The following is a 14,888-nucleotide window of genomic DNA, read 5'->3' as shown; positions in this document are numbered from 1 at the left end:
TCTAAAGAGTAGGCAAACAATTAAAACAAATTTCTATGAAAAAATTACAAAAGTTGAGCTTAAATGCTATGAAAAACGAAATGAGCAGAAACGAAATGAGAGTAATCAAAGCTGGTTCAGGAGGTGAGCCAGGAACTTGTAACTGTAACTCACAGTACTGTTATATGAATAGTATGAGAGCTGTATGTGGTGGTGGATGGCCAGCAAAATGCTGCTAGTCAAACAAAATAACTTATATTTTTTCTGTAATTGCAATTCTGCAATTACAGAATTTTTTTACCTATGAAGACACCAAGTTTAGTTTTAATTACCTGTTGGTATGGCAAATACCCATGGTATATGCCCTATTATCTGCATTCTTGTGCTTTTAATCCAACTGTAGATTTTATCATTATTACGGATAATACCGAACCGGTAAAAAATGTTCCTGACAATGTTAAAATAATTCATAAAAGCCTGGATAATATCATTGATGAAACCTCAAATAAGCTCGGGTTTACCATTAATATTGATTATCCTTATAAATTGTGCGATTTTAAGCCGGCTTATGGCTTTATGTTCCCTGAATTGATAGAAGGATATGACTTCTGGGGACATTGCGATCTTGATCTTATTTATGGAGATATAAGAGCTTTTTTTTCCAATGAATTTCTCGATAGTTATGATTATATCAGTGTAAGAGATGATTATACTACCGGCTGTTTTGGGCTGTACAGAAATAACCAGCTATTAAATACATTTTTCAAAAGAAGTAAAGATTATAAAAAAGTGTTTTCTATGCCGGATCATTTCTGTTTTGATGAATGCAACTTTGTTTGGGATGATCTTGCAGAGGGTATTCCTATTTTTGAAATTGAAACTGAGATTGAAAGTTTTACCCATATCATGAAAAATGCTGAAAGAGATGGAATTCTCAGAACCCATTTTGATTTTATTCTGATGGAAGGCTACACTGGCAGAGTAAAATTTGATAACGGAAAAATTATTTATAAAAATAAATATGAAGCCATTATGTTTCACATGTTCTGGCTTAAAAAAGTGTACAATCCCGAAAAAGTACCTTCAAAAATCCCTAATAGTTACAATGTAAGCCCAACCAGAATATACTGGTAATTAAATAATATTAATAAAAAATAATACCATGAAAAAATTACAAAAAATGAGCATGAATGTTATAAAAAAAAACATGAGCAGAAACGAAATGAGAGTTATTAAGGCTGGTTCAGGCCCAACATCATGTAACTGCAATGCAGTGATGTGTCTAAACAACGGAAGTATGACAGCTTATTGCGGACCTTCAGGAGTAATCTGTTGCTAAACATTTTATGCAAGGTTATAAAAAAGAGAGAATCTATATTGTTCTCTCTTTTTTATTAACTAAAACCAATTGTTTGTATTTTTTCTGATAGAGCTGAAGGGTAATATCTGCCGTTTTAAAATAATGTTCAATATTTCCACTGATATTATTTTCTTCTGTGATGTCAGAATATCCAAAATCTTTCTGAACAGAAACAAAAGGATATAAAACCATTTTATGAGCTGTCAGTTGTGATAAAAAGTTATCCGCAGTATCTTCCGGGCCAAAATCAGCATTGAGAATCTGATCAAAAAAACGGCTGTATATCACCATGAACTGGGTACACCAGAAATGATTGATCCAAAATCTGTTTTCCGTAATAGGGACAACAAATCTAAAGCCTCCTCCAATACCTCCGGATAAGATATCGGCTCCCTGTTCATTAGATTCTATGACGTTTTCTATAAATGAATCCCTGTTGTAATGGTCTGTAAAGACATGATCATCTTCTACAATGATAATGACATCATCTTCATTTTGAATAGCAATTTTTACAGTCTTTTTAATGCTTTCCCACAGTCCTATATTTCCTTTCTCATGTACACAGGCTTCTACAATATGGCAATCAAATTCAGGTTTTCCATCAAATTCTTTTACAATACTTTCCCTTCGGTCTTCCCTGTGTTTCAGGTTAATAATATAAGTGGGAATCATTATATCTGAAAAATGATTAAGGCTCATAACTGTAGTATTTTTTTATTTGAGAAAGTTCCTCCAGAAGAGCTTCTGGATCTTCGTTAAGGTTTTGAAAATCAATAGTGTTTTCGAAGGATTGGGTGTCTCCATCATTTTTATACAGAGAAATAAATGGGTGTGTTAGGAAAACATCCTCCAGGTTTGATGACAAAAATACATCGAGAGGAATTTGATCATTCCCATCATTCTGTAAGAAAAGAGGAAATGTTCTATTGAAAATAATAAAGAATTGTGCTCCTTTAAAACCATCAATCCAAAAAATGTGATCAGTAACCTCAATAACTTTTTCAAAGCCTAAAACACCTCCAAGCAATACATTTCCATCGAGTTTTTTTACTTTATTAATGCAGCTCTGAATATACTCATCAGTGTAATAAGGGCTGAAACGGTGCTGAGAAGTAGAAATGATAACAAAGTCTTCTTCATGATTTTTTTTAATTACATTTTGTAATGCACTTGAGAAGCTTTGTTGTTTATCAAGGAAAATAAATTCAGTTTCAAAATGTCTTTCCTCATATTGTTTAAAATCATTGCATGACTTTTCAGGATGAGAAGCGAAAACAAAAATTTTCTTCATAACATGATTGGTTTCGGTAGTTAGTTTTTGTAAAAATAATGAATGACATTAAATATCCAATAATCTTCTGTGGTAATTGATCTGTCCCAAATGATAATCCAGATGAGCAATCAGATGAATCAGAAAGTAATCTGTTGTCATAGCGCTTTCAAAAACAACCAGTGGATATTCTTTTTTCAGATCATCATCTGATAATTGTGGAAGCACGGAATCTATCATGGCTGCTGTAGCTTCAATTTTTTCAATAAGTTCAGCTTTTGAAATATCTTTTAATGAAAATTCCAGCTCACGGTGTCTTATATATCCTGTATTTCCTAGCTGTGCACCTATAAAATGATTGATATTTCCAACCAAATGAAGACAAAGGTTACCAGCAGAATTGGCAATACTTTTATCAATTTTCCAGAGATTTTCTTCATTTTGATAGGCTTCTATCTCTGATTTTAGTTTGTTTAAATCTCTGTTGTAAAGAGATCTAAGGCTTTCTGTGATCATATCAATTTTTGTTTATTTAGAAGGGTAAATAAAAAAGGGTACTTTTTTCAATCGTACCCCTTTTTATTAGTATAAGTTTATTTCTGTTTTTGGGCCCAAAGCTCCATTTTTCTGTTCAGAACATCTAAAGGAAGACATCCCTGGCTTAATATTTCATCATGGAAGCTCGCCAGATTGAATTTGTTTCCAAGTTCTTTCTGATACTTTTCTCTCAGCTCACGAATTCTTAAAGAACCTATTTTATAGCCTAAAGCCTGTCCCGGCATAGCCATATATCTTTCCACTTCTGCTACAGCGGCTCCTTCATCATAAGAAATATTGCTTAAGAAATATTTAATAGCCTCTTCTCTTGACATTTTTCCCGTATGAAGCTCTGTATCTACCACAAGTCGTACAGCTCTCAGCATCTGATCGCTCAAGTATCCCATTTTCTGGTAAGGATCTGTATATAAACCGAACTCAGGACCTAGTGTTTCACAATAATGTGCCCATCCTTCACCATACGCTCCAAACCATCCGAATCTCATGAATTTTGGAAGCTTTGTGTTTTCCTGTTGAAGAGAAACCTGGTAATGATGTCCTGGAATTGCTTCATGAAGGAAAAGAGACTCCATTCCTGAAGTAACATTGAATTTCGTAGGATCTGGAAGCGGAACATAAAATATACCCGCTCTCTTCCCGTCAGGAGTTCCCGGAATGTATTCTGCACTGGCACTGGCCTCTCTGAATTTTTCCGTCTGTCTGATTTCAAACTTTGTTTTTGGAGTTACATTGAACATCGTTTTCAGTTTCGGAGTAATCTTTGTCAGAATACCGTTGAAGGCATTTAAAACTTCTTTAGACGTTTTATAAGGCATTGCCTTTGGATCTGTTTTCACAAAAGTAATAAACTCTTCCAGGCTTCCGGTAAAACCTACCTGCTGCTTTACTTTTTCCATTTCTGCACGAAGCATAGCTACCTGCTGCAGACCAATTTTATTGATCTCATCAGGAGATTTCTTCGTAGTTGTCCAGCTTTTTACGTAATAGCTGTAAATTTCATTGCCATTGGGAAGACTGTTGTATCCGTCTGTATTTCTAGCTTTGGGAAGATAATCCTTTTCTAAAAATACTCCCATTTTAGTATAAGCCGGAATAATTTTTTTCGTGATTGCCTCTTTAAAAAGTGCTGAAAATTTATCTTTCTGATCCTGCGTGAAGTTTTTCGGGAAATTTTTAACCGGTCCGTAGAAAATATTTTTTTCCATATCAGACGTTGTGATTTCCTCGGCTTTCATCTGAGGAATCATTTTGGCAACCAGTTTTTTAGGAAGTACCACCTTATTGTTGATTCCCTCACGGAAGTTGTCTGCTGCGGCATCCATCCATTCCGGGAATTTTTCCATTCTTTTCAGCCAGTCGCTGTAATCCTTTTCAGTTTTGAAAGGCTGACTGCCCTGTCCGCTCCCATACAACGGAAAAGTAAGCGGTAGACCTCCGAATTGGGTAAAAGGAATATATTCCGGATGATAGGCATAGGCCTCAATTTTATCTTTTAAAGTATAATCCAGTACATCATACACCACTTTATCTTCATCAGACAAGGATTTGTAATCTACATGCTCCAGTTGTTTCTGTACAGAATTGTAGAAAGCGATTTCTCCTGAGATAAAATCTTTATCAATATTAATAGGAAGCTGGTCGTTGTATCTTGTATCTCCTTGAGATGTAGCATCTAAAGGGTATAGCTTAAGATATTGCTCATAATAGTTGGAAGCAATAGAATCCAGGTTGCTGGGGGTTACTTTGGTAAGAGGAGAGTCCGTTTTTTTGCATGAAGCAAGCCCGATTATCAATCCTAATCCAAGAATACCTTTTGATAAAATGTTTTTCATTTTCAGAATCTTTATGAAAACAAAAGTAAGTATTATTGGGATATTCAGACTTATGGTATGAGTTGATTTTAAAAAATTATTTTCAAAATCCTTTCAACTTTGAATCAATTTTTTATCTTTGTCTAAAACGTTTAACAATCATATTATTACAGTTCTTTTTTAAGAAAAAATGAAAGGGATTTTAAAAATTTACCATCCGGAGGAGACGCTAAAATACAATATCAGAAATACTTATTGTAAGGCAGTTTACAGCAACCAACAACATTTTTTAGAGGTTGAAGTTATTACGGATGACAGTTTGGATCACGTAGACGATGATTCACTACAGTACAACTTTCCGCAGCTTTCACTTGAAGTTTTTGATTTTCCTATCGAATCAGCGGAAATAGAAGGAAAAACTATCACAATCAATGACTCTGATGAAGAAACCTACACAGAAGTAGACCTTTTCGATGACGAAGATGCCTATATCTATGACAATGAGCTTCTCTTCGAAAGGAATGAAGAAGGAGAGCTTCAGGTCATCTGGAAGGGTACGATTGATGATTTCTACACCGGATCAGATACACCTATTCCTTTTAGATTAAAATGCGAATTCAAGCAGGATGATATTGAGGTAGACGAGGATTAACGATCGTCTTCATCCTTTTTTAATACCGGATTTCTTTTCAAATTTATTTTTGGAAAGAAATTTGCTATTGGTAAATCATAACAAATTTTAAGTTGTTTTTAAGCAATTTTTAAGAGTTCAATTCATAATATTCTACTACATTTGTCGTTGAAATTTAATAAAATTTACATTTAATGCTGTTAACGGAACTTTCTCAGATTTTATTTGCACAAATCGCCACCCCTGCAGTTGCTGCAGACAACTTAGAGTTCTCATTCTGGAAAATTATGTTCCACGGAGGAGCGTTCGCTAAAATAGTGATGGTCACGGTATTGCTGTTGGGAATATTTTCTCTGTATCTGTTTTTTGAAAGATTTTTCTTTATCAAAAGACTGACTTCAAAAACGGATTCCAACTTCATGAATAATATTGAAGACTTTATTAAAGCTGGAAAAATAGAGGCTGCGGCAGATTACTGTAAAACACAAAACTCTCCGGAAGGAAGAATTTTAGAAAAAGGAATTTCAAGATTGGGACGTCCTGTTTCTGATATCGTGAGTGCTATGGAGGCGCAGGCCCAGGTAGAGGTTGCTAATATGGAGAAAAATCTGAATCTTTTGGCTGTAGTACCAAGTATTGCACCAATGTTAGGTCTTTTGGGTACCGTAATCGGGATGATTATCGCTTTCTTTAATTTATCCCATGCCACAGGATCTTTCTCTCCGAAAACACTTTCAGAAGGTATTTATACCGCTTTGGGACAGACCGCGGTAGGTTTGGCAGTGGCAATTCCTGCAAACTTCTGCTATAACATTCTTTTGACAAGGATTGATAAATTTGTACTAAAGGCTCAGAATATGTCAGGAGAATTTTTAGACCTTATCAATAAACCTTTATAAATCTTTCTTACGATGAAAATTCAGAGAAGAAATAAAGCAAATCCGGAATTCAGTTTAGCAGCGATGACAGACGTTATCCTGTTGATGCTGATTTTCTTTATGATCACATCTTCTGCCGCCAATCAAAGTGCCATTGATGTGAATCTGCCGAAAGCCGGAGCTGTTGACGATAATATACCCAATCCTGTGACAGTAAGCATTAAGCCGGATGGCTCATTCTTTGTAGATGACAATCCTGCCAATAAAGGAGAACTGGAGAAGATTATTGTAGATAAATTGACTGGTCAGACCAATCAATCGTTCACAATCAGAGCTGACGAAAACACGTTGCATAAAGATGTTGTTTTTGTGATGGAAATTGCTGAAAAACATAAGTTTAATATTGCGATTGCAACAGTTAAAGATAAATAATAAATCCGGATCTCCGGAAATTACCTGCTAAGATGAGAAGCTATACAGCAAATAGAAACGAAGAAAACAAAGATAGGATAAAGAGCGCTTTGCTTTCTGTTCTTATCTGGGCTGCTATTTTGCTTTTTGTTTTTTTATATAAATTGAAACCTGAACTGGACAAAGATCCTGAAGTGATTACTACTATGCTGGTCAACTTTGGGGACAACAGAAATGGGAAAGGAATTGAAGAACCTGCTGAACAGCCGGGAAGTCTTGCTGCAGCAACAGAAGAAGTAACACCTGAACCCGCAGAAACACCTGTCCCGGAAACAAAAACTGTTGTAAAGCCGGAACCAACTCCTGAGCCAAAGAAAGCAGACGTTAAGGAGAAAGTTATCACAGGAAACAATTCAAAAGCAACAGTTCCTAAAAAAGAGGAATCAAAAAAAGCGGTAAAAAAGGAAGCAACAAGTACCAGCGCGTCTAAAAATACTAAGAAATCCGGGGCTGCAACAGCCAATTCAAAGACCGGAAATGGAGATGGAAAAGGAAATGCCGCTATTGGAAACCTGATTAAAGGAAGAGGAACAAAAGCCGGAAGCCAGGGAACGGGCGAGGGTATAGGAAACGCAGGAGATCCTTTAGGTGGTGACGGAAATGGAGACAGTAAAGTAGGAATCGACAGAAAGCTGGTTGGATATATTCCCGGGACAATGGGCAGAGGAGGAGCACAACCCTCTCACAGCTGTACAGCAAGTGGATCAATTACCGTTGCCTACACCGTAGATAAAGCAGGAAATGTGGTGTCTGCAAGAAGATTAGGAGGTGTTTCAGATCCTTGTGTATCATCTACATCAGTAGCCTGGGTAAAGAAATATGTAAAAGCAGAGAAAGCCAGTACTTCTTCCACCGGAACTTATAAAATTACATTCTAAAAATACAAAAGCACTTTATTCAAGTGCTTTTTTTAATTCGTTGATTCTGTTAATTATCGGAAGTGCAAAAATACCACTGGTCTGAAGATACAGCTCGTAGAATGTTTTTGCCTTATCCTGAAAATCTTTGTTATGATCATGTCTGCTGTTAAAGTAGAAAAGATTTCCCAGCATCTCATAATAATCTTTGTGATCTCTTTCCTGTCTTTCATTGACAATGGCAATCATTTCTTCCTTCGTTTTAGAAGAAATTTCTGTGAAGCTCATCTTGAAAATGTCTCTCATCAAAGTATCAAAATCCAGTTCTTTCTGCATTAAACTTTCTTCAGGTTTATCGAGAATAAGTTTTTCCAGTGCCTGGGTTAACTGGCGGATGAGTCTTAAGGTAAATTCTTTATCGGTAATCATATGATAGTTTAAAGTTTAGAGTTTAATGTTTTTAAAGGAGCGGGGTAGGTTAAGCAAAGAACAGATAAGCCAATGCAATTGCAGTGATAACACCCACCAAATCGGCCAGAAGCATAGCAATTACCGTATATCTTGTATTCTTAACAGCTACAGCGCCAAAATAGACTGCGATCACGTAAAAAGTAGTATCTGAGCTTCCCTGAAGTACCGCGGCTAATTTCCCCTGGAAGCTGTCAGCTCCGAACGTTGCCATTGTATCTACCATCATTCCTCTGGCTCCTGAACCTGATAAAGGCTTAATTAACGCTGTCGGAAGCCCGTCCACAAATCTCGGATCCATATTGGCTATATTGGCAACCCATTTCATTCCGTCAATGATAACATCAAAAACACCGGAAGTTCGTAACAATGAAATAGCAATCAGCATCCCAACCAGATAAGGAATAATCTTAACGCAGGTAGTAAACCCTTCTTTCGCTCCTTCAATAAAGGCATCAAAAACATTTATTTTCTTGTAAACGGCTCCAAGCACAATAGCAAGGAATATGAACAGGATTAAACCATTGCTTAAGACTTTACTGAAGTCATCCAATTGATCTTTACTCAGCTGTACAAGGTATACGACCAATAAAGCGATAACTGCCGAAATTCCTCCTACATAAGCTATAACTACAGGGCGAAGCAGATTGATCTTCTGATAGAGAGAAACAATAATCATTGCAGCCAAAGTAGCCGCAAAAGTAGCAATCATACATGGAAGAAAGATATCAGTAGGTGTCTTTGAGCCCATAGATGCTCTGATAGCAATAATGGATACGGGAATCAAAGTCATACCTCCGGCATGGAGACACAGAAACATAATCTGTGAATTACTGGCTGTATCTTTATTTGGATTTAAAGACTGGAGGCTTTCCATGGCTTTTAGTCCAAAAGGAGTCGCCGCATTATCCAATCCCAGAAGATTGGCGCTGAAATTCATCAGCATATGTCCGAATGCGGGATGATTTTTAGGGATATCAGGAAACAGCTTTGAGAAAAATGGTTGAATCAGACGGCTTAGAAGGTTGATTCCTCCTGCTTTTTCAGCAATACTCATGAATCCCATGAATAAGGTCATGATCCCGATAAGGCCAAGGCAGATCTTCACCGCTGTTTCAGATGTTCCGATGACTCCATCAGCTTCCTGAACACGATAAACATTTACATTTTGTTTTAAAGAATCTGTTTTATAGTGAATTCTGCTGTCTGCAAAATCATTTTTTTTCATCAGGCTGTTCCTTACAACAGGGGAGAGGCTGTTCATCGGTTGTGATGCAATCTTCACTGTATCACCTCCTTTTCCTACCACCATATCATTGAAAATGGTTTTGTAGTGACCTGACGAAACGTATTTTATACTGGCAATGGCAATGGCAATGATAATAAAAGCCGACCAAATTCTGCTGAGAACCATTTGATTGATTTAATTGTTTAAACTTATCAAAAATACTTTAAACCACAAAAAGAACTAAAGTCTTTTGTTATTCTGGAGTGAGAGAACTAATGATGGTTTACTGATTTCAAATTATTTTGAAGCAATGTTCGCAAGTTTCTAATGAAGATAAATATGATTTTTTGTTCGCAAAGACTTTAACACTAAGCAAATAACCACAATCAGGAAATATTGCTGAATGAAATACCCTTGCGGACAAAAAATATACGTTAAGTTTTTAGATTTCCCTTGCGATCCTTAGCGTTTAAAATGAATTATTTACTCTTCCAAATAGACAAGGTGCCCTTCAAAATCATCATCCAGATTTTTCAGAACTTTGGCATCATCCATTTTTTTGACTAATGCATCCACAAAAAAACTTTTTTCAAAAAACTGGCGGTGAATACCCGGCAGAAGTTCCATAAAATAATCCATTCCGATTTTGTTATTGTGGAGATCCATTTTTGTTTCCAAAGGTTCATTCGGGAATAGCTCTTCATGCATGTCTGTTATTCTTTTGCAGAAATCAAGCGCTTTCTCAGGGGAAGAAATTTTACAGCAGTACATCATAATGAAGCTGCACCAAAGAGCATGTCTGAAAGCATTTCCAATTCCATTATTGGAAGCCGTATCAGGGAATCTTTTCTGAGCGATGGTAAATGCCTTTACAGTGGCATGAAAGCTCAACAGGGCAAAAAGAGGATGGGGAAGGATAAGTGATAAAAGACGGATAATCTTTTTAAAACTCATGCTTCTGATGGTATTGAAAAATATCTTAAAAGTCCTCATAAATAAAAATCTCTCCCTAATTAGAGAGAGATTGTATTGTTTTTGTTACAGATACTATGCTTTTACAGCTAATAAATTAACTGTTTTTGCAACAGTATCCTGAATTTCAGTTCTTTTTACAATGAAATCTACAAATCCTTTTTCTTGTAAGAATTCTGATGTCTGGAATCCTTCCGGTAAGTCTCTACCAATTGTTTCACGGATTACTCTTGGTCCTGCGAAACCGATCAGTGCTCCCGGCTCTGCCATAATGATATCAGCGGTCATTGCGAAAGAAGCTGTAATTCCTCCGAATGTAGGGTCACAAAGATAAGCGATGTATAAAAGCCCTGCTTCAGAAAGCTGAGCCAACTTAGCCTGAACTTTTGCCAGCTGCATCAAAGAGTAAGTGGCTTCCTGCATTCTTGCTCCTCCGGACTGACAGATAATCATATACGGAAGTTTGTGCTTGATACAGTAATCTATTGCTCTTCTGATCTTTTCTCCCATTACAGAACCCAAAGATCCACCGATGAAAGCAAAATCCATACAAGAAACTACCATTTCAGTTCCTTTTACGGTTCCTACAGCATTTCTGATAGAATCAGTAAGCTTGGTCTTTGCTTTTACTTCTTTCAAACGGTCTTTGTAAGGCTTTGTATCTTTGAAGTTTAAGATATCAATACTTTCAACATTGGCATCCAGTTCGGTAAATTTACCACCGTCAAAAAGGATGTCAAAAAATTCCGCACTTCCTATTCTTACATGAAATCCGTCTTCAGGAGAAACATAGTTATTTCTCTTTAGTTCATCATGTTCCACAACTTTTCCGGATGGAGTCTGATGCCAAAGGCCTTTGGGAACGTCCTTTTTTTCATCAGTAGAAGTGGTAATGTTTTTTGCTTTTCTTTTAAACCAGTCGAATGCCATTTTTGCTTGTATTAATGTATAAATGTAAAATGTACCAATGTAAATGTATTTCTTATGAATACTTTTTACATCGGTACAAATGTACAGTTCTTATTTTAAAGTATTTACGTTATTTAAATCTTCAAATGCTTTCACCAATCTTGTAGAGAATGTATCCTCACCTTTTCTTACCCAAACTCTTGGATCATAGAATTTCTTGTTAGGTTTTTCTTCTCCTTCAGGGTTTCCGATTTGAGTTCTTAAATAATCAATATTGTTTACCATATAATCTCTAACGCCTTCTGTATATGCAAACTGAAGGTCAGTATCGATATTCATTTTGATTACTCCGTAGTCGATAGCTTCTCTGATTTCCTCTAAAGTAGATCCTGAACCTCCGTGGAATACAAAGTTTACAGGTTTAGCAGCCGTTCCGAATTTCTCCTGAACATATTTCTGAGAATTGTCAAGGATTTTCGGTGTAAGAACTACATTTCCTGGCTTGTAAACTCCGTGTACGTTACCGAAAGCAGCAGCAATGGTAAAGTTGTCAGAAATAGCTTTTAGTTTTTCATAAGTGTAAGCTATATCTTCAGGCTGAGTATATAATTTAGAGTTATCAACGTCTGAGTTGTCAACACCATCTTCTTCACCTCCTGTAACCCCGATTTCTACTTCAAGAGTCATCTGAAGCTTAGCCATTCTTTCGAAATACTGAGCTGAAATCTCAAGGTTTTCTTCTAAAGATTCTTCAGAAAGGTCTAACATGTGAGAAGAGTAAAGAGATTTTCCTGTCTGCTTGAAGAATTCTTCGTTAGCATCCATCAACCCATCGATCCAAGGAAGTAATTTCTTTGCACAGTGGTCTGTGTGTAGAATTACTGTTGCTCCGTAAGCTTCTGCAAGAGTGTGAATATGTTTTGCTCCAGCGATTGCTCCTAAGATTGCAGACTTTTGTCCGTCATTGCTTAATCCTTTCCCTGCGTTGAATGCAGCTCCACCATTTGAAAACTGAATAATTACAGGAGAGTTCAATTTCGCTGCAGTTTCCATCACAGCATTAATGTTGCTTGATCCAATTACGTTTACTGCAGGCAATGCAAATTTGTTTTCTTTAGCATACTGAAAGATATCAGTAACTAACTGACCTGTGGCAACTCCTGCCGGAAAAATTCTGCTCATGTTTTACTTTTTATTATAAATTTATTAGGTGTTTTAATTTCGTGTAAAGGTAATCATTTTTAAGAAATTACTAATTTCTTTTATCTCTTCCCCAAAGTAACTTCTGACGGATCGTTTCATAGAAACTTAAACCGTTGGGCTGTACCAGAAGAAGCTGGAATGCGGCCTTTTTGATGATAATTTCCTTATCGGTTTCTATATGGATCAGTCGGGAGTCCAGAGAAAGGGAATACTGAGGTACACGGCTTTCCACCCTGAATTTTATTTCTACTTTGTCATTTACCACTAAAGGTCTCACATTCAGATTGTGAGGCGCGATTGGAGTAATGACGAAATTTTCGTTGTTTGGAGAAATGATAGGCCCGCCACAGCTCAAAGAGTAAGCGGTAGAACCCGTAGGAGTAGAGATGATAACACCATCACCCCAGAAGACATTCAAAAATTCATCATTGATGTAAGAATCTACGGTAATCATTGATGTGGTTTCTTTTCTTGAAACAGTAACGTCGTTCAAAGCATAAGGGAAAGATCCCTCAAGTTTTGGAGAAACAACTTCAATTACGGAACGGCGACTTGTTTTTACATCTCCTTTTAATATGGAATCAAGCTCTTTAAAAGCTTCTTCCTTAGTGAAAAAGGCTAAAAATCCAAGTCTTCCGGTATTAACTCCTACAACAGGAATTTCAAGATCTTCAATGAAGGTTAAAGAATTTACAATCGTTCCGTCTCCACCAAAAGTGAAAAACAGATCAACTTCCTTATCCAGAAGATCCTGCTTACAGTTGAAGGTTTCGAAAATTTTTGAGAACTGAAGTGCTTCAGCCATTTCATCATACAGAACAGATTTTACATCTCTGGCTTCAAGTTCAGAGATAAACTTGCTTAAATATAAAAAAGTATCAAGATCTTTTTTCTGAGAATATATGGCTGCCTTCATGTTATATTTCTATGAATTTTTGTAAAAAACCAAATCGGTCTTTAAACAGATCGGATTTCTCATCAGAATAGTATTTTTCAACAATTCTGTAGTCGTACCGGTCAAAAGTTGAGTCTATCGAGGCTAGGTTTTCATTGCTGATCTTTATTGTGATTTGGACCACTTCTTCAGACATAAAGCTTATAAACCCTCCATAAAACTTCGAGTTGTTGCTTTCTACGATATTGGTAATTTCCGTCATAGAATATTTTCTGGCAGGAGTTTCTACCGTAAGAATAGCACCTGTTTCTGAAAATAAAGGATAACGGGAAAGGTCTTGAAAAACATCTTCACAGGTAATATACCCCAGATACTTTTCATTTTTATTAATCACCGGGATCACATTGCTGGTGAAGGTGTAAAACAGACGGATACTGTCCATAATATTGCTGTCCTCCAGGATAGCGAACCGTTCAATCTGATGTTCAAGATCCTTCAGAGTCCCGCCATCTTCTTCATACAGAAAGTCCATTGCAAGAGCTCCGTAGAAATGGTGGGATTTTTTGATGAAAATATGGGAATATCCAAAATCCTCCAACATATTTCTGGCTGACTCTATGGAGTCAGACAGGCTAAAACATGGAAAGTCTTTTGAGATATAGTCCTTGATAAACATTGTGCTAATTTATAAAAAATTAAATGAAACTTTTTCTGAAAACCCGACTTTTTTTAAGCTGAAACAAAAAAAATGCCATCAAAATTTGTTTGTAAGGAAAAAAAAAGTACCTTTGTCGCCTTTCATTTTTACTTTTTATTAGATTTATTTCAAACTGCACTGTCTACTAAGGACATATGCAGTTTTTTTTATTTTAACGCTTTTGCAAATTCCCACATTACAATTCCGGCACATACACTTACATTCAGAGAATGCTTTGTTCCAAGCTGTGGAATTTCTAAAAATACATCAACATTTGGAAGTACTTCATCACTGATTCCTTCTACCTCGTTTCCTAAAATCAATGCATATTTTTTCGAGTTGTCAATCGTAAAATCAGTAATCAGCTGGCTGCCGGTAGTCTGCTCAATTCCGATGATTTCGTACCCTTTGCTTTTTAGATCAGAAATCGCCGTATTGGTTTCTGCCTTATGAGACCAGTCTACACTTTCTGTTGCTCCCAATGCCGCTTTATGGATCTCACGGTGGGGTGGTTGTGGTGTAATTCCACAAAGGATTATTTTTTCAATTAAAAAGGCATCTGCCGTTCTGAAAGCAGCACCTACATTGTGCATACTTCTGATATTATCTAAAATGATGACCAACGGAATTTTTTCAACCTTCTTAAATGTTTCTACATCTATTCTGTTAAGTTCTTCCAGTTTTAGTTTCTGTACCAATTG

The 14,888-nt window shown here is 36.4% G+C and carries 19 protein-coding genes; 7 read left to right on the top strand and 12 right to left on the bottom strand.

The window, feature by feature from the left end:
• The first annotated feature begins 35 nt into the window (after positions 1 to 35).
• The 3 genes from ACTJIP_RS16875 (at position 36) to ACTJIP_RS16865 (ending at position 1,318) form a co-directional block, all read left to right on the top strand.
• Complete coding sequence (locus ACTJIP_RS16875; protein ID WP_077413271.1) at positions 36 to 218, top strand: TIGR04149 family rSAM-modified RiPP; 183 nt, start codon at positions 36 to 38, stop codon at positions 216 to 218.
• Between the two features lie 64 nt (positions 219 to 282).
• Positions 283 to 1,113, top strand: a complete 831-nt coding sequence (locus ACTJIP_RS16870; protein WP_077413272.1) for a DUF6625 family protein — start codon at positions 283 to 285, stop codon at positions 1,111 to 1,113.
• 28 nt (positions 1,114 to 1,141) lie between these two features.
• Entirely contained in the window at positions 1,142 to 1,318 is a 177-nt protein-coding gene (locus ACTJIP_RS16865) for a hypothetical protein (RefSeq protein WP_175627168.1), read from the top strand.
• Positions 1,319 to 1,351: 33 nt separating this feature from the next.
• On the opposite strand, the gene ACTJIP_RS16860 is transcribed toward ACTJIP_RS16865, so the two are convergent.
• From ACTJIP_RS16860 to ACTJIP_RS16845, 4 genes are all read right to left on the bottom strand, one after another.
• Positions 1,352 to 2,038 (bottom strand): glycosyl transferase, encoded by a 687-nt coding sequence (locus tag ACTJIP_RS16860; RefSeq protein ID WP_077413273.1) that lies wholly within the window; start codon positions 2,036 to 2,038, stop codon positions 1,352 to 1,354.
• A complete protein-coding gene (locus ACTJIP_RS16855; protein ID WP_077413274.1) occupies positions 2,028 to 2,630 on the bottom strand; it encodes a hypothetical protein in 603 nt (200 codons plus the stop codon). The genes ACTJIP_RS16860 and ACTJIP_RS16855 overlap by 11 nt, the downstream gene beginning before the upstream one ends.
• Positions 2,631 to 2,678: 48 nt before the next feature.
• A complete protein-coding gene (locus tag ACTJIP_RS16850) occupies positions 2,679 to 3,125 on the bottom strand; it encodes a DinB family protein (RefSeq protein WP_077413275.1) in 447 nt (148 codons plus the stop codon).
• A gap of 77 nt (positions 3,126 to 3,202) precedes the next feature.
• Positions 3,203 to 4,999: a DUF885 domain-containing protein gene (locus ACTJIP_RS16845; protein WP_077413276.1), complete on the bottom strand. Its 1,797-nt coding sequence runs from the start codon at positions 4,997 to 4,999 to the stop codon at positions 3,203 to 3,205.
• 169 nt (positions 5,000 to 5,168) lie between these two features.
• Here ACTJIP_RS16845 and ACTJIP_RS16840 point away from each other — a divergent pair, with 169 nt between their 5' ends.
• From ACTJIP_RS16840 to ACTJIP_RS16825, 4 genes are all read left to right on the top strand, one after another.
• Positions 5,169 to 5,630: a hypothetical protein gene (locus ACTJIP_RS16840; RefSeq protein ID WP_077413277.1), complete on the top strand. Its 462-nt coding sequence runs from the start codon at positions 5,169 to 5,171 to the stop codon at positions 5,628 to 5,630.
• Positions 5,631 to 5,803: 173 nt separating this feature from the next.
• Positions 5,804 to 6,508, top strand: a complete 705-nt coding sequence (locus ACTJIP_RS16835; protein WP_077413278.1) for a MotA/TolQ/ExbB proton channel family protein — start codon at positions 5,804 to 5,806, stop codon at positions 6,506 to 6,508.
• A 12-nt stretch (positions 6,509 to 6,520) separates the two neighbouring features.
• Positions 6,521 to 6,919, top strand: coding sequence for an ExbD/TolR family protein (locus ACTJIP_RS16830; protein WP_077413279.1), 399 nt, complete (start codon positions 6,521 to 6,523; stop codon positions 6,917 to 6,919).
• Positions 6,920 to 6,951: 32 nt separating this feature from the next.
• On the top strand, positions 6,952 to 7,836 hold the full coding sequence (locus ACTJIP_RS16825) for a ferric siderophore ABC transporter substrate-binding protein (protein ID WP_180564892.1): 885 nt from the start codon (positions 6,952 to 6,954) through the stop codon (positions 7,834 to 7,836).
• A 15-nt stretch (positions 7,837 to 7,851) separates the two neighbouring features.
• Here ACTJIP_RS16825 and ACTJIP_RS16820 read toward each other — a convergent pair whose 3' ends face one another.
• The 8 genes from ACTJIP_RS16820 to ACTJIP_RS16785 form a co-directional block, all read right to left on the bottom strand.
• Positions 7,852 to 8,244, bottom strand: coding sequence for a hypothetical protein (locus tag ACTJIP_RS16820; protein ID WP_047375971.1), 393 nt, complete (start codon positions 8,242 to 8,244; stop codon positions 7,852 to 7,854).
• A 49-nt stretch (positions 8,245 to 8,293) separates the two neighbouring features.
• Positions 8,294 to 9,697 (bottom strand): nucleoside recognition domain-containing protein, encoded by a 1,404-nt coding sequence (locus ACTJIP_RS16815; protein WP_440704858.1) that lies wholly within the window; start codon positions 9,695 to 9,697, stop codon positions 8,294 to 8,296.
• Between the two features lie 297 nt (positions 9,698 to 9,994).
• Positions 9,995 to 10,504, bottom strand: a complete 510-nt coding sequence (locus tag ACTJIP_RS16810) for a DUF6973 domain-containing protein (RefSeq protein ID WP_077413281.1) — start codon at positions 10,502 to 10,504, stop codon at positions 9,995 to 9,997.
• Positions 10,505 to 10,558: 54 nt separating this feature from the next.
• Positions 10,559 to 11,413, bottom strand: a complete 855-nt coding sequence (gene accD / locus ACTJIP_RS16805) for an acetyl-CoA carboxylase, carboxyltransferase subunit beta (RefSeq protein WP_047380112.1) — start codon at positions 11,411 to 11,413, stop codon at positions 10,559 to 10,561.
• A gap of 90 nt (positions 11,414 to 11,503) precedes the next feature.
• A complete protein-coding gene (gene fbaA, locus ACTJIP_RS16800; RefSeq protein WP_077413282.1) occupies positions 11,504 to 12,574 on the bottom strand; it encodes a class II fructose-bisphosphate aldolase in 1,071 nt (356 codons plus the stop codon).
• A gap of 70 nt (positions 12,575 to 12,644) precedes the next feature.
• Entirely contained in the window at positions 12,645 to 13,511 is an 867-nt protein-coding gene (locus ACTJIP_RS16795; protein ID WP_077413283.1) for an NAD kinase, read from the bottom strand.
• A 1-nt stretch (position 13,512) separates the two neighbouring features.
• On the bottom strand, positions 13,513 to 14,166 hold the full coding sequence (locus ACTJIP_RS16790) for a CBS domain-containing protein (RefSeq protein ID WP_077413284.1): 654 nt from the start codon (positions 14,164 to 14,166) through the stop codon (positions 13,513 to 13,515).
• Between the two features lie 188 nt (positions 14,167 to 14,354).
• The gene (locus ACTJIP_RS16785) at positions 14,355 to 14,885 is read right to left on the bottom strand and encodes an RNA methyltransferase (protein WP_077413285.1); all 531 of its coding nucleotides are present in this window, start codon (positions 14,883 to 14,885) and stop codon (positions 14,355 to 14,357) included.
• Positions 14,886 to 14,888: the final 3 nt, after the last annotated feature.

This window comes from Chryseobacterium sp. 22543 (assembly GCF_052044565.1).
Taxonomy (GTDB): domain Bacteria; phylum Bacteroidota; class Bacteroidia; order Flavobacteriales; family Weeksellaceae; genus Chryseobacterium.
The sequence above is the reverse complement of the archived record's forward strand: the minus strand, read 5'-3'. Positions and strand labels throughout refer to the sequence as shown.

Bases quoted from the DNA above. Each gene is read 5' to 3' on its own strand.
- ACTJIP_RS16875 (WP_077413271.1), top strand. From the start codon at position 36: ATGAAAAAATTACAAAAGTTGAGCTTAAATGCTATGAAAAACGAAATG.
- ACTJIP_RS16870 (WP_077413272.1), top strand. From the start codon at position 283: ATGAAGACACCAAGTTTAGTTTTAATTACCTGTTGGTATGGCAAATAC.
- ACTJIP_RS16865 (WP_175627168.1), top strand. From the start codon at position 1,142: ATGAAAAAATTACAAAAAATGAGCATGAATGTTATAAAAAAAAACATG.
- ACTJIP_RS16860 (WP_077413273.1), bottom strand. From the start codon at position 2,038: ATGAGCCTTAATCATTTTTCAGATATAATGATTCCCACTTATATTATT.
- ACTJIP_RS16855 (WP_077413274.1), bottom strand. From the start codon at position 2,630: ATGAAGAAAATTTTTGTTTTCGCTTCTCATCCTGAAAAGTCATGCAAT.
- ACTJIP_RS16850 (WP_077413275.1), bottom strand. From the start codon at position 3,125: ATGATCACAGAAAGCCTTAGATCTCTTTACAACAGAGATTTAAACAAA.
- ACTJIP_RS16845 (WP_077413276.1), bottom strand. From the start codon at position 4,999: ATGAAAAACATTTTATCAAAAGGTATTCTTGGATTAGGATTGATAATC.
- ACTJIP_RS16840 (WP_077413277.1), top strand. From the start codon at position 5,169: ATGAAAGGGATTTTAAAAATTTACCATCCGGAGGAGACGCTAAAATAC.
- ACTJIP_RS16835 (WP_077413278.1), top strand. From the start codon at position 5,804: ATGCTGTTAACGGAACTTTCTCAGATTTTATTTGCACAAATCGCCACC.
- ACTJIP_RS16830 (WP_077413279.1), top strand. From the start codon at position 6,521: ATGAAAATTCAGAGAAGAAATAAAGCAAATCCGGAATTCAGTTTAGCA.
- ACTJIP_RS16825 (WP_180564892.1), top strand. From the start codon at position 6,952: ATGAGAAGCTATACAGCAAATAGAAACGAAGAAAACAAAGATAGGATA.
- ACTJIP_RS16820 (WP_047375971.1), bottom strand. From the start codon at position 8,244: ATGATTACCGATAAAGAATTTACCTTAAGACTCATCCGCCAGTTAACC.
- ACTJIP_RS16815 (WP_440704858.1), bottom strand. From the start codon at position 9,697: ATGGTTCTCAGCAGAATTTGGTCGGCTTTTATTATCATTGCCATTGCC.
- ACTJIP_RS16810 (WP_077413281.1), bottom strand. From the start codon at position 10,504: ATGAGGACTTTTAAGATATTTTTCAATACCATCAGAAGCATGAGTTTT.
- accD (WP_047380112.1), bottom strand. From the start codon at position 11,413: ATGGCATTCGACTGGTTTAAAAGAAAAGCAAAAAACATTACCACTTCT.
- fbaA (WP_077413282.1), bottom strand. From the start codon at position 12,574: ATGAGCAGAATTTTTCCGGCAGGAGTTGCCACAGGTCAGTTAGTTACT.
- ACTJIP_RS16795 (WP_077413283.1), bottom strand. From the start codon at position 13,511: ATGAAGGCAGCCATATATTCTCAGAAAAAAGATCTTGATACTTTTTTA.
- ACTJIP_RS16790 (WP_077413284.1), bottom strand. From the start codon at position 14,166: ATGTTTATCAAGGACTATATCTCAAAAGACTTTCCATGTTTTAGCCTG.